Here is a 13,409-nt window from a genome sequence, read left to right as displayed (position 1 = left end):
GTTCCGCAGCGGGTAGCGCTATAGGTGGAAATCGCCTGCGGCTTCCGGCTGATAAAGCACTTTCCCGATCCGGATATGGCAGGTTTTGTTCGGCATTCGCCAGTTGAAGGCATCGCCCTCCTTGTAGCCCAGGATGGCGGTGCCGATGCCGGAGCTAACCGATAGTTTCCCGCTGCGGTCGTCTGCATCCTCCGGGTAAACCAGTGCAACCTCCACTTCCTCGTCGTCCACCTGCAGCAAGGTCCTGGAGTTCATCGTGACGACATCCTCCGCCACCTCTCTTGGATCGACGACGATGGCGCGCTCGATCTCGTGCTCCAGTTCGAAAATATCCGCGCCCAGTTCGAGGTCGACCAGATTTCTCAACCGTGCCTTGTCGATTTCGGTGATGTAGATGTCGGCGGCGTGAACCGCCGGGCGTTCGCGCAAGAGCCGGAGATAGCGCGCCGAGTTCATGACCAGAGACTTCGTCGCTGGCGTTTCGCTCTCCAGCAAGAATCCGCTATGCAGGAAAGCGCTCAGCGATCGCACGTTGTCTGGATGGATTTTGGCGATTAGCTTCTCGGCCCGCATCTCGAAGAAGGCGAGCTTCATGCCTTCGCGGATGGCGCTGGCGCCGAGCTTGCGGCCCCAGTTGTCGCGGTCGCCGATGATCAGGACCATTTCGCAGTTCGGGCCCGCCTTGACGAGGCGCACGAAGCCCACCGGCACGTCGTACTGGTCATGAGCCATGAAGAACCGGCCGCCTTGGTTGAACAGATGGGTCAGGATCGGTAACTGGACCCGACTGATAACCTGCTCGATCGAGCGGGAAACGTGGCGCGAATCGCTCAGGTAGCGGGTGATCTCCTCATCCTCCAACCAGTCGATCAGCGTCAGCGCGTTTGCCCGAGTGATCTCGGGGCACAGGGAAATGAAAGGCGTGTTCATCTTGACCTCGTTTTACAAGCGTATGGGAACAGAAAAGCCGCGTCGCTCAGGACGTGAGCGGCGGATGCCAATGGCCGCTGAATAGCCGTTTCGGCAGTTCTCGCGCACGTACCCAGGCGCTGGCTTCCCACACTGCCATCGGTACGTTGAGGCCGGCATAGATGCCGTAGCCTGACCCGGCCTGGATGATCTCCTCTGCCGCAAGGCTTTCGCCCGCCTTGATGGCCCCGCCGGCGACGATGGATTTGCCGGACACGATCCCCCAGCACGCTTCCAGATGGTCCGTGACATCGATCCCCTGATTCACTTCGATGCCCTGCGCCGACCAGGCGCTGCCACCGACCTTCAGTGCGCCCCGGGCGCGGAGATTGCTCAGACACTTCAGGGCGGCGCCGACGGCGACATCGCCGCCTACTGTCGCCGTGCCAGCAATCTTGCAATCCGTGCCGACTTCGACATCCCAGCCGACGCGCAGGTCGCCACCGCAGTTCAGGTGCTCGTCCACCTGCAGATTCCAGTCGGCACGCACATCCCCGCCCACTTGCAGGTAGCCCAGCGAGCGGATATTTCCAGATGCCCACAGGTCTTCACCGACCTGCAGGCTGCGCCCGACCCGAATGCCGGACGCTGCCCGCAAACTGCCGCCGATGCGCAGTACGGTGTCTACGTCGATCTGGCCGCGAACATGGAGACTGCCGGCGAACACGAAAGCGTCCGCCTCCAGTGCATCCACTTCAAGGACAGTCTTGGTCGGTCCGAATTGATCCATCAGCCAACAGGCATCGGAAACCCGCCCGGCTGCCACGAGCGCATCGAGCAGGGGCTGGTAATCCGAGCCTTCCTGAAAATGGCGCATGAACCAGCGGAAACCATCGGCACAGGGGTTTTTCTGCCGGACGAATTGACGCGAGATATCCATCGCCGCCCCCTTATCTGACAGATTGATGACGGGAGACGGAATCGCCTGGCGAGTAGACAACCCGGACGATCAGAGCGGCACATACCGACTGCTGCAGTAGTGCGCCGTGCCGGGCAGCATTTGCCGGACTGTCAAGATCGGAGGTTCCTGGTGGCGGCCAGAGGCTGTGTTTGTGGATGTTCATGAAAACTCCTGGATGGCAAGTGTTATCCCGTACCGGATGGTGCGAGAAAGGGGTTACGCGGCAGCCGCTGACAATCGCTGAAGGATCAGGCGAATGGATGCGGCGTGCAGCACAAGCACGATTACGAGGTGAAACAGGGAAGGTATGGCGAATTCGAAAATGCGGCAGCGTTAGTGGTCGACCGCAATCTCGCTTCAGTTGAGCCCGGCGATGGTTTTGTTGTGCTATGAAGGGAAAAGCGTATCGCCGGGCCTAGGAATCTGCGGCGATTGAGCAGATTCCTGAGCGTTCCGGGCGAAGCAAGGCTGCACCATCCACCATCGCAGCCGCATGGGGCGCGAATACAGTCGGGGCGGAGAGCGAGGTCAAAGCCATGGGCGGACTATAGTTTGTCGCCAGAAAGAATGTCAAACCTGCCAGACGGCTACCCGGTGCACGTCGGCCAAGGCCCCTCTTGGCTATCTGATGCCAGAAGAGATCGAGTTCAACGCGCCGCATTTGAAACGAGCATTTTACTGTCCGTAAAAACGGGATTGTTTCGTAATGGTTTTATGTTTTTCTCGAAGTGTTCATCATCATTTTCTAACTGTGTTTGTCGGCAAGTCGTGGATACAGTTTGCCCATCCGGAAGTCCCGGACAGACATTGATTATGGATAGCCCCTCAAGGAGAAATGCGAATGCGTACCTACCCGATTGATAGCCCTCAAGCCAAATCCCGGATTATTGCCCTGACGCTCTTGGCGGATGGTGGCCTCGATAAATCGGAAATCGAGTGTCTGGAAAGCCAGGATATTGTTAATCGCCTCGGTATCGCCAGCGAAACATTCGACACAGTGATGCGCGAGTTTTGTGAAGACATCGATCAAAGCGGGTTACGCCACCGGAATGGACAACTTGATCTCGAACACCCCGCAATTGAAGCGATGCTCAACGAGATTCGCCAGCGCAATGTTCGGCAAGCCCTGTTGCGTACGATTTTCGACATCGTGCACGCTGACCGCAACGTTAGCCAAGGCGAAGCACAACTTACTTCGCGGGCGATGAAGCATTGGGGGATCAGGCAGCAGAATTTGACGCAACCAAAGCAATCGTATCTTGCTGGCCTACCGCCCCAAGTGCGCAAATTGGTTGCTGAAGCGTGCTCGTAAGCAGCGAATCATTTCGTCATCAGAAAACCACCAATTTCTGCGGTCGACCGCAATATTTGGGCAGTTTTATCATCGAGAATGCGTGCGATGCAGGCTGCGCTTGTCGTGGCCTGCGCCAGCAAACTTAATGAAGCGCTCAAGGAGGGCTGCTTGTGATCCGGATAGCGTCGTCTCCAGATTTGTTGCCCGAAGCCCGCGTCGCGGCGATTGAGGCCGCTCTGCGTCCGCTTGCCGATGCCGGACGGGCGGTGCAGATGAAGGCTTATCTGTTGAACCGTTTCGATTTTCTCGGTTTGCCGGCGCCGGTGCGTCGGGCTGCAGTGTTGGGGTTGATACGCCCGCCGCCGACCGATGCCGGGGTCTTGTTGGCTGTGGCGCGTTTGTTGTGGGCGAAGTCCGAGCGGGAGTTTCGCTATACGGCCATCGACTTGCTGCGTCGGCATGTCCGCATGCTGGATGTCGCGCATCTGCCCGAGTTGCGCGAACTGCTGCAGCGGGATCCGTGGTGGGAGACGGTGGATGGTTTGAGCGCGGTCATTGGCGCGCTGCTGCGTGTCGCGGTGAAGCGTGATCCGGCGGCGTCAGCGGTGATGGATGCGTGGATAGCCGATGCCGATTTTTGGGTGCGCCGGGCGGCGATGCTGCATCAACTGGGTTGGCGACTGGAAACGGACGAAGTCAGGCTGGCGCGTCATGCGTTGCAGCTGGCTGGCGAGCGGGAGTTTTTCATCCGCAAGGCGATTGGTTGGGCGCTGCGCGATTACGCCCGCTGGAACCCCGATTTTGTGCGGGCTTTTGTCGATGCGCAGCGGGCGGTTTTGTCCAAGCTTAGTGTGCGCGAGGCTTGTCGGCATTTGACCTGATCCGGGCGATTTGCCGCCGCGCGCATTGTTGGTCCTTTCTGCCCTGTCGCATAGCCGACATGAGGGTGGTATTTCTGGCGCCGGTGTTTTTTGTTGGGGTTTGAGCGCTTTCTTTTTTTTCATTGTTTTAAAAGGGGTTTCTTCGATTAAAAACCGATTGGCATGTGTTTTTATGATGGGCGCGTTTCCTGCTTGGTTGTCCTTTCGCTGACGCTATCAAGCTTGTTCATGGAGGTCGGGAGGGTCTGCCTGCCGATCTGCCTGAGGGCAAAGGGAGTAACCGGAATCATGAAAACCAATCTGCCAATCACCAACCACGAAATCGTCATGGACGAGGGTGTCACCATCGTCACCAAGACGGATTTGAAAGGGGTGATTACCTATGTCAATCAGGACTTCGTTCGCATTTCCGGGTTTTCCGAGGATGAGTTGCTGGGGCACAGTCACAACATCGTGCGCCATCCGGAAATGCCGGTTGAGGCTTTTGCCGATTTGTGGGCGACGCTGGGTCAGGGCAAACCGTGGAATGGCATTGTCAAGAATCGCTGCAAGAACGGCGATTTTTACTGGGTAAATGCTCATGTCGCGCCGATTGACGACAACGGCCGGATTGTCGGTTATACGTCGATGCGGACCAAGCCGAGCCGCCAGCAGGTTGCGGCAGCGGATGAATTGTATCGTCAGTTTCGTCAGGGAACGGCGAAGGTGCGGCTGGAAGGTGGGCATGCCGTCAGCGCATCGCCATGGCGTCGGCTGAATTTTTTTCGGCGGGTTCCCGATATGGCGGTCAACAGCCAGCTTCGCCTGTTAATGGCGGCGTTTCTGATCGGTTTTGCCGTGGCTGGTGCGGTGGTCTATAACGGCCTCGGCAAGGTTCAGGTCAATGGTCCGATTTATCAACGCGTGGTGCAGGGCAAGGATCTGGTGGCCGACATCCTGCCGCCGCCCGAGTATTTGATCGAGTCCTATCTGGTGGTTCTCGAAATGCTGCGTGCCGAACCGGCCGCCTTGCCGGCGCTATTCGAGAAGAGCGCGCAGTTGCGCCAGGATTTTGATGTCCGCCACCAGGTCTGGGTCAAGGACCTGGAACCCGGCGTGATGAAAACCTTGATGGTGGAAGATGCCTACCGGCCGGGCGTCGCCTTTCTTGAACGCCGCGATCAGGCATTCATTCCTGCCTTGAAGGCCGGCGACCGTGAGGCTGCCGAACGCCTGTTGCCGGAGCTGGCCGCACTTTACGCCGAGCACCGGGCGGTCATCGATCAGGTTGTGGTGATGGCCAATGCACGGATTGCCGAGGACGAAAAGCAAGCCGCAGCAATTATCGAAGAGAACTACCTGCTGCTCGGTGGTCTGGGCTTGGCGATTGTGCTCTTGGTCAGCCTGCTGGGCACCATGGTGATTCGCAATCTGCAGCGTCTGCTTGGGGGCGATCCGCGTTATGCCTGTGAAATCACCCGGCACGTGGCCTCCGGCAATCTTGCCTTGCGTATCGAGGTGAATCCGCTTGACCACAGCAGCCTGCTGGCTTCGATCAGCCATTTGCGTGGGATGTTTCGCAGCATGTTGACCGAGATACAGCGCAATGCCGACCAGGTGGCAATGCACGCGCAGATCATGGTTGCGGTGGCTGACCGAGTGGCGCTGTCATCGCAGGCGCAGAGCGAATCGACCGCCGGTGTGGCGAGCACGACTGAAGAGGTCAGCAGCAGTATGGCTCAAGTGGTGGATAGCGCTGCCGAGGCGCACGCCATTTCGGTCGCCTCCGGCAACACGTGTGAAAATGGTGCGGCGGTAATTCACAACGCCGTCAGCAGTATGGAGGCTATTGCCCGGACGGTGCGCCATTCAACCGATACGATCCTGGCGCTGGGCGGCGAGTCGCAGCGTATTTCCTCCGTCATCATGGTAATTCGGGAGATTGCCGACCAGACCAACCTGCTTGCCTTGAATGCGGCAATCGAGGCTGCCCGTGCGGGTGAAAGTGGGCGTGGTTTTGCCGTTGTGGCCGATGAAGTGCGCAAACTGGCTGAACGGACGGCAAGCGCCACCCGGGAAATCGCCGGCATGATCCAAGCCATCCAGGTCGGCATGAACGAAGCGGTGTCGACCATGGAGGCCGGGGTGAGCCAAGTCGATCAGGGCGTTGCGCTGGCGAACGAAGCCGGGGTGGCAATCCAGCGTATCCGCGATAGCGCGGCCAAGGTGGTGACGGTCGTGGCGAGTATTTCCGATGCTCTACGCGAACAGGGGGTGGCGACTGAAAATATCCGCAGCCATGTCGAGAGAATTTCCGGTTTGTCGGATGAGAACAATGCGGTAGCCGCCGATGTGTCGAACGGTGCTCACCAATTGCTTGAAACTGCGACCGGGATGCAGGGTACGGTCAGCCGCTTTGCGGTCTAGCCGCGCGGAGTAGCAGGGATATTGCCGGGTGGTGTGTCATACTTTTCCGGTTCTCATGGCAAGGTAGCGGCAAATCGATGAGCAATACCCGGATCATCAGTTTTTTGGCCATTCTTGGACTGTTTGCCTCTGCTGCATGCGCCGCGGAAGGGGTAGTCCTGCAGCTGAAATGGACCCACGCATTCCAGTTTGCCGGCTACTACATGGCCCAGGAAAAGGGTTATTACCGGGATGTCGGGCTGGATGTGGAGATTCGCGAAGCCAGTCCTGCCACCGATGTGGTTACGGAAGTGCTGGCCGGCCGGGCCAACTATGGCGTTGGTACCAGCAGCTTGCTGCTGGAGCGAGGCAAAGGCAAGCCAGTCGTTGTGATGGCCGTGATCTTCCAGCATTCGCCGCTGGTTTTTCTCGCCGCCAGAAGCGAAGGCCTGCGCAGCGTCCATGATCTGGTCGACAAGCGCATCATGCTCGAGCCGCATTCGGAAGAACTGCTTGCCTACCTCAAATGGGAGAAGGTGCCGCTCGACCGGATCACCCGGTTGCCGCATCAATTCGATACCAGTGCGCTGGTTCAGGGGCAAGTCGAGGTCATGTCGGCTTATTCGATCAGCGAGCCATTTGCCTTGCGCCAGGGTGGCTTCGACTATCAGACATTTTCTCCCCGTGCGGCCGGCATTGATTTCTACGGCGATAACCTGTTCAGCAGTAGTCGGGAATTGGTCGATCATCCCGAACGGGCGGAAGCATTTCGTCAGGCCAGTTTGCGCGGCTGGGAATATGCCATGGCGCACATCGACGAAACGATTGGCGTCATTCTTGCAAAATCCGCCGGCAGCCTGGACCGGGCATTCCTGGAATTCGAATCCGGCCAGATGCAGCCGCTGATTCGCAGTGATCTTGTCGGTATCGGTTACATGCATGTGGGGCGCTGGCAGCACATTGCTGATACCTATGCGGATCTCGGCATGCTGCCCAGGACTGTCTCGCTGGATGGTTTTCTGTTTCAGGAGGAGCGTGGCTACCTGAATGAAAGGCTTTATCGCATTCTTGGTATTGCCTTGGCGATTCTGCTCTTGACTGGTGCGGCGGCGCTGTACAGCATTCGCATGAATCGGCGCTTGAGTCGCAGCCAGCGTTCGCTGGCCCGGCGGACCGAAGAGTTGCAGTTGCAGGCTCAGGTGCTCGAACAACTGAATCAGGGAGAATCGCTCGAGCAGGTTTTGCTTACGCTGGTTGCCGGCGTCGAGCGTATGGATCCCGATGTTTTTTGCTCGATATTGTTGCTTGATGCCGAGGGTAGGCATTTGTCGCGAGGGATCGCACCGAGTCTGCCCGAGGATTACAGTCAGGCGATCAGTTGTTTAGTGATCGGCGATGGTGTCGGATCATGCGGTACCGCAGCTTTTCGCGGTGAGCGCGTGGTGGTTGAGGATGTCCTCAATCATCCCTATTGGACAGCGTTCCGCGCCATCGTGGCGAAAACCGGATTGCGCTCATGCTGGTCCGAGCCGTTCAAGGACAGGAACGGCAAGGTCGTTGGTACTTTTGCGATGTACCGGAAACAGGTGGCCGCCCCGAGTGGAGAACAGATTCTGGCCATCGAGAATCATGCCCGGCTGGCGGCGCTGGCTGTCGAGCGCTCGCGGGCACGGGAGGCGCTGGCGCGGAGCGAGATGCGCTATCGGCTGATTACCGAAAACAGTACAGACGTGATCTGGACGCTGGAGTTGCCGTCCTTGCGTTTCAGTTACATCAGTCCGTCGGTGGAACGTCTGCGCGGCTTGTCGGCCGAGGAAGCCATGCAGCAAACCCTGGACTCTGCATTGACCCCGGCGTCGTTGGTGGACGTTCAGACGGCATTGCAGGATAGCCTGCGGCGGATTGCCGAAGGTGACGATGCTGCGCGGTTTTCCCAGCTGGAAATCGATCAGCCGTGCAGGGATGGCCGGATCATTCCTACCGAGGTGGTGACGGCGATAATTCTGGATGACCAGGGGCAGCCCTACCAGATCGTCGGGATCACCCGGGACATTTCCGAGCGTCGGCGGGCCGAGCAGGAACGCGAGCGCTATCGGCAGGATCTGGAAACGATGGTCGGCCGGCGCACCGAGGAGTTGCAACTGGCGAAGGAAGCGGCTGAAGTGGCCAGTCGTGCAAAAAGTATCTTCCTGGCCAACATCAGCCATGAATTGCGCACACCGATGAACGGCATCATGGGCTTGGGCGAGATGGTGAAACGCCGTGTCAGCGAACCGAAAGTCCGGGAATTGCTAGACCGCCAGAGTGAGTCTGCCGAACGCCTGCTCAACCTGCTCAATGACCTGATCGAAATTGCCAGTATCGAGGCGGATCAGTTGGTGTTGAAGCAGGACAGTTTCCTGCTTCCCGACTTCCTGGAGCCTCTGTTGACCCAGCCCAGGGAAAGTGCGGCAAGAAAGGGTTTGGCGCTTCTGGTCGATCTGGCGCCGATACTGCGCGAGCGTCCCTTGCTGGGCGATTCCCTGCGTCTGGGCCACGTATTGAGCAACCTGCTGAGCAACGCCGTCAAATTCACCGATGCGGGTTCGGTACAGCTTTCGGCTCGGGAAAGTACTTCGCTGACCGGACAGAGAATGGTCTGTTTCGAAGTGATCGACAGCGGTATCGGCATTGCATTCGAAGATCAGCAGCGGATTTTTACGCTGTTTGAGCAGGGGGACGGGTCGTCGACCCGGAAATACGGCGGTACCGGGTTGGGCTTGGCACTGAGCAGGAAACTGGTCGAGATGATGGGTGGAAGTATTGGTGTTGAAAGTCATCCTGGACGCGGCAGCACTTTCCGGGTCGAGTTGCCTTTCGCCTGAAGCAGCAGGCAAGCGCCGGAGGTGAGGCGATCCTTGCTGGACAGGCCAGTGAACGTGGCCGATACTTGGTGCATACAAACTATGACTAAAGTTATGGCTCGCTCACTCTCTTTCTCTGCTCTTTTGCTCAGGTAACGCATGAAGGAATGGCTGTTCCTTCTGGGGGCGTTGCTGACCCTTGGCGGCTTCATCGGCTGGTCGGCGATGGACGAGCACGCCGCGATTGAAGCCCGTGAACGTGAGCATCTGACGGCCCAGAGCAAAATTTTGCATGACAGCCTGAGTCGCCATCTGGATTCGGTTTCCCGAGCGCTGAATAGCGTTCGGAACGATGTCAAATACTGGGAGAGTCAGCCAGATGGCATGAATCGCGCAACTTTACGCCTGCGCGCTTTTGTCGACGCCATGCCGGGGGTGCGGACGATGGCGATCATCAGTGCACAAGGGAAAATCCTGGCGGCGAATCGTTCCGAACTGATTGGTGCGACGATTTCCGAGCGCGAGTATTTCCAGGTGGCGCAGAAAAATCCGGATGTAGAACGTTTTTACATCGGCCCGCCTTTCCTGACGAGCTTGGGCGTCTGGTCGATGAATGTGGTGCGCGTGATTCCGGGAGAAAACGGCGAGTTTGCCGGGGTCGTCGCGGCAACGCTCGATCCGGAGGAATTCAGGATGATGCTGGATGCGGTGAATCGCACACCAGACATGTGGTCTGCGCTGGCCCATGGCGATGGCAAGCTGTTTCTGACCATGCCCGAGCGGCTGGATTTGCAAGGGGCGGATCTGGCCCGTTCCGGCTCTTTCTTCAGTCGCCATCGGCAGAGCGGGGAAGCGGCTAGCGTGTTGATCGGTAAGGTCATGACGACCGGTGAGTACCGGATGATGGCGCAACGCACCGTGCAGCCAGCCGCCTTGAAGATGGACAAGGCGCTGGTCATCGCGATCAGTCGGGATATGGAAGTGCTGTATGCCGACTGGCGTGATCGGCTGCGTGCCGAAGTCAGTCTATTTGCCCTGCTCGCCTTGAGTTGCATGGGCGGCTTGTACCTGCTGCAAAGGCGTCGGCATAGCGCCGAACAGTTGCTTGCTTCAGCCAATGCCGCACTGGCCGGCAACGAGCATTTTCTTCGTTCGCTGATCGATATCATTCCCGGCATGGTGGGTTACTGGAGTGCCGAGTTGCGTTGTGGCTTCGCCAACAGCGCCTACCGGGAATGGTTTGGCCGGGAGCCGGCACAGATGCACGGCTTGACGATCCAGGAGTTGCTCGGCGAAGAATTGTTCAAGCGCAATGAGCCTTTTATCCGTACTGCCTTGGGAGGTGAGGCTTGCTCGTTCGAGCGCACGCTGATCAAGGCAGATGGCAGTACGGGTTACACCTGGGCGCATTACATCCCGGACATCCTGGACGGTGAGGTACGTGGCTTCTTTGTCCTGGTTTCCGATATTTCCGATATCAAGCAAACGGAAATTCGCTTACGGGCGGCGTTGACCGAAGCAGAGCGCTTCCGCGAGGCGCTGGATTACGTGAGTTCGTTCATCTACATGAAAGACGCTTCCGGTCGCTATGTTTATGCCAACCAGCCTACGCTCGACCTGTTCGGCGTTCGTGCCGAGGAACTGCCGGGCAGTGCCGACGAACGTTTCTTTCCGCCGGCCACCGTGCAACGCCTGAAGGAGGTTGATGCACTCGTGTTAGCTGGAGAGCATACGGAAGAAGAAATCGAAGTACAGGATGAAACTGGCCATAGCCGCACTTATTGGGAAATCAAGACACCGATTTATATCCATGGCGAGACCAAGGAGGTTTGGGGTTTGTGCGGCATTTCCACCGATATCACCGAGCGCAAGCAAATCGAAAGTGCTTTGCTGCGCAGCACCCTGCGCTTGAGCGAGGCGCAGCGTATCGGGCGGATCGGCGATTGGGAGTTCGACTTGCTGACCCGGCGCCTGACCTGGTCGGACGAGGTTCATCGCATCTTCGAAATTGACAAGGCGCAGTTCGATTGCTGCTACGAAACCTTCCTTGCCGCCGTGCATCCGGAGGATCGCGACAGTCTGCATGAGAATTATCAGCGTGGTCTGGCGACCGGACTCTCCAGGGTAGACATCTCGCATCGCCTGTTGTTGCCGGATGGCCGTATAAAGTACGTGCAGCAACGGGGTGAAACGCTGTATGGAGAAGATGGCAAACCGCTGCGTTCAGTCGGCACCGTCCAGGATATTACCGAGCGTCGTCTGGCAGAAATGGAGCTGGAGCATTACCGCCATCATCTGGAGCATCTGGTAGAGGAGCGGACAACGGCCTTGACTATCGCCAAGGAAGCAGCAGAAACCGCCAGTCGGGCAAAGAGCACTTTCCTGGCCAATATGAGTCATGAGCTGCGGACGCCGATGAATGCCATCATGGGGATGGCGGCGATCGCCCTGCGCCGCACCGATGAGCCACAGTTGCGCGATTATCTCGGCAAGATCGATCAGGCATCGCAGCATTTGCTGGTATTGATCAACGATATTCTCGATTTGTCGAAAATCGAGGCCGAGCGTCTGACGCTGGAGAGCGTTCCGTTTACGCTGGGGGACTTGATGGACAAGTTGACCGCCCTGATTGGGCAAAGGGCGGTCGACAAGGGTTTGCTGCTGGATATTCATCTGCCCGCCGAACTGGCCGGCATGCCGATGCAGGGCGATCCACTGCGCTTGGGCCAAGTGCTGCTCAATCTTGTCGGCAATGCGATCAAGTTTACCCAGCAGGGCCGGATTGATGTGCGTGTGCTGGCGCTGGATACGCGGGGCGATACAGCGGTCCTGCGTTTCGAGGTAAGCGATACCGGCGTCGGTATCAATGTCGACGATCAGCAACGCCTGTTTACGGCGTTTGAACAAGCTGATAATTCAATGACCCGGAAGTATGGCGGGACCGGCCTTGGGCTGGCCATCAGCAAGCGCTTGATCGGCATGATGGGGGGCGATATCGGCATCAACAGCAAGCCGGGTGAAGGGAGTACCTTCTGGTTCATCGTGCAGCTGGATCGTTTGCCCGACCAACCCTTGCTGTCACCCCCGAAGGCTGAGGCACAGCAGTCGGCCGAGGTACGGCTGCGCCATGAGTGTGCCGGTCGCCATATCTTGCTGGTTGAAGACGAACCGATCAATCAGGAAGTTTCGTACGGTTTGCTGACAGATGTCGGGCTACGGGTCGATGTGGCGGAAGATGGCATAGTTGCCGTGGCGCTGGCCCGGCAAAATCGCTACGACTTGATCTTGATGGATATGCAGATGCCCAAGATGAACGGCATCGATGCTACCCGGGAAATCCGGAAACTGCCCGGTTATGCGGAAGTGCCGATTCTCGCCATGACGGCGAATGCCTTCAGTGAGGACAGGCAAATCTGTCTGGATGCCGGCATGAACGACCATCTCAGCAAACCGGTCGATCCGGATCGACTGTTTGAAGCGCTCGCGGCGTGGTTGTTGCCGAGCAGCAAATAGGCGAGTCCGCGGCGGATTACAACTGCAGCAGGTAGCTTTCCAGCTGTTGATCGAATTCGGCGAAGTGTGTCTGCAGCGTAGCCAGCACATCGTCTACGCCATGAATGGCCAGAACACAGTTGCCATCTTCCGAGAAAATGATGCGAATGGCCTGCAGTTGTTGTGCAATGGCCTGGTGTGCCTTGTTGTGCGCGATGCGGTGGTCTTTTGGCACGCCATCCTGCATGTACAGGGATTCGATCACGTTGTGCTTGAGCGTGGCCTCGACGAAGGCTTTGACCAGTTGTTCGATATTGGCGTGACACAGTTGGCGATGATCCGACTGGCAATGATGACAACTTTCAACAACACCGTTTTGCGTGCATGAAGCCTTGATGCGCTGAATCAGGTCAATCATGCATGCGTGGTCACGCCGCATTCGTTGTATGGCCTCTTCCTGAATCATTAGCATACGCGCACTCCGATAGGCGACTGCCGGGTTGCGGCAAGGGGCAGACACCGGGATTTTTTGTGCTTCAGAATAATACTCGACTGTTCCAATCAACTATTTTCAGTATAGACCGTTTTTCCCTGCAACCAAGCCCGCTTTCTTCTCATTGAGGTGCGTCGACCGCAATAATGCG

The 13,409-nt window shown here is 57.9% G+C and carries 9 protein-coding genes; 6 read left to right on the top strand and 3 right to left on the bottom strand.

Annotated features, from left to right (window positions below; genetic code table 11):
* Positions 1-18 precede the first annotated feature (18 nt).
* Both RCI20_RS02220 and RCI20_RS02215 read right to left on the bottom strand, forming a co-directional pair.
* Positions 19-930, bottom strand: a complete 912-nt coding sequence (locus RCI20_RS02220; RefSeq protein WP_306602877.1) for a bifunctional GNAT family N-acetyltransferase/nucleoside diphosphate kinase regulator — start codon at positions 928-930, stop codon at positions 19-21.
* A 46-nt stretch (positions 931-976) separates the two neighbouring features.
* Positions 977-1,849 carry a hypothetical protein gene (locus RCI20_RS02215; protein ID WP_306602875.1) on the bottom strand — a complete coding sequence of 291 codons (873 nt, stop codon included), beginning with the start codon at positions 1,847-1,849 and terminating at the stop codon, positions 977-979.
* 288 nt (positions 1,850-2,137) lie between these two features.
* On the opposite strand from RCI20_RS02215, the gene RCI20_RS02210 reads away from it, so the two are divergent.
* From RCI20_RS02210 to RCI20_RS02185, 6 genes are all read left to right on the top strand, one after another.
* Complete coding sequence (locus RCI20_RS02210; RefSeq protein WP_306602874.1) at positions 2,138-2,263, top strand: hypothetical protein; 126 nt, start codon at positions 2,138-2,140, stop codon at positions 2,261-2,263.
* Between the two features lie 448 nt (positions 2,264-2,711).
* A complete protein-coding gene (locus RCI20_RS02205; RefSeq protein ID WP_306602873.1) occupies positions 2,712-3,182 on the top strand; it encodes a TerB family tellurite resistance protein in 471 nt (156 codons plus the stop codon).
* 182 nt (positions 3,183-3,364) lie between these two features.
* Positions 3,365-4,045: a DNA alkylation repair protein gene (locus RCI20_RS02200; protein ID WP_306602872.1), complete on the top strand. Its 681-nt coding sequence runs from the start codon at positions 3,365-3,367 to the stop codon at positions 4,043-4,045.
* A 288-nt stretch (positions 4,046-4,333) separates the two neighbouring features.
* Positions 4,334-6,451: a PAS domain-containing methyl-accepting chemotaxis protein gene (locus RCI20_RS02195; protein WP_306602871.1), complete on the top strand. Its 2,118-nt coding sequence runs from the start codon at positions 4,334-4,336 to the stop codon at positions 6,449-6,451.
* Between the two features lie 77 nt (positions 6,452-6,528).
* Positions 6,529-9,294 carry an ABC transporter substrate-binding protein gene (locus RCI20_RS02190; protein ID WP_306602869.1) on the top strand — a complete coding sequence of 922 codons (2,766 nt, stop codon included), beginning with the start codon at positions 6,529-6,531 and terminating at the stop codon, positions 9,292-9,294.
* Positions 9,295-9,432: 138 nt separating this feature from the next.
* Positions 9,433-12,786, top strand: coding sequence for a PAS domain-containing protein (locus tag RCI20_RS02185; protein ID WP_306602868.1), 3,354 nt, complete (start codon positions 9,433-9,435; stop codon positions 12,784-12,786).
* A 16-nt stretch (positions 12,787-12,802) separates the two neighbouring features.
* Here the strand turns inward: RCI20_RS02185 and RCI20_RS02180 are convergent, their stop codons facing one another.
* Positions 12,803-13,183 (bottom strand): hypothetical protein, encoded by a 381-nt coding sequence (locus RCI20_RS02180; protein WP_306602867.1) that lies wholly within the window; start codon positions 13,181-13,183, stop codon positions 12,803-12,805.
* Between the last annotated feature and the right edge of the window lie 226 nt (positions 13,184-13,409).

It is taken from the genome of Azonexus sp. (assembly GCF_030824335.1).
GTDB lineage: Bacteria > Pseudomonadota > Gammaproteobacteria > Burkholderiales > Rhodocyclaceae > Azonexus.
This window is presented reverse-complemented; position numbering and strand designations above follow the sequence as displayed.

Bases quoted from the DNA above. Each gene is read 5' to 3' on its own strand.
- RCI20_RS02220 (WP_306602877.1), bottom strand. From the start codon at position 930: ATGAACACGCCTTTCATTTCCCTGTGCCCCGAGATCACTCGGGCAAAC.
- RCI20_RS02215 (WP_306602875.1), bottom strand. From the start codon at position 1,849: ATGGATATCTCGCGTCAATTCGTCCGGCAGAAAAACCCCTGTGCCGAT.
- RCI20_RS02205 (WP_306602873.1), top strand. From the start codon at position 2,712: ATGCGTACCTACCCGATTGATAGCCCTCAAGCCAAATCCCGGATTATT.
- RCI20_RS02195 (WP_306602871.1), top strand. From the start codon at position 4,334: ATGAAAACCAATCTGCCAATCACCAACCACGAAATCGTCATGGACGAG.
- RCI20_RS02190 (WP_306602869.1), top strand. From the start codon at position 6,529: ATGAGCAATACCCGGATCATCAGTTTTTTGGCCATTCTTGGACTGTTT.
- RCI20_RS02185 (WP_306602868.1), top strand. From the start codon at position 9,433: ATGAAGGAATGGCTGTTCCTTCTGGGGGCGTTGCTGACCCTTGGCGGC.
- RCI20_RS02180 (WP_306602867.1), bottom strand. From the start codon at position 13,183: ATGATTGACCTGATTCAGCGCATCAAGGCTTCATGCACGCAAAACGGT.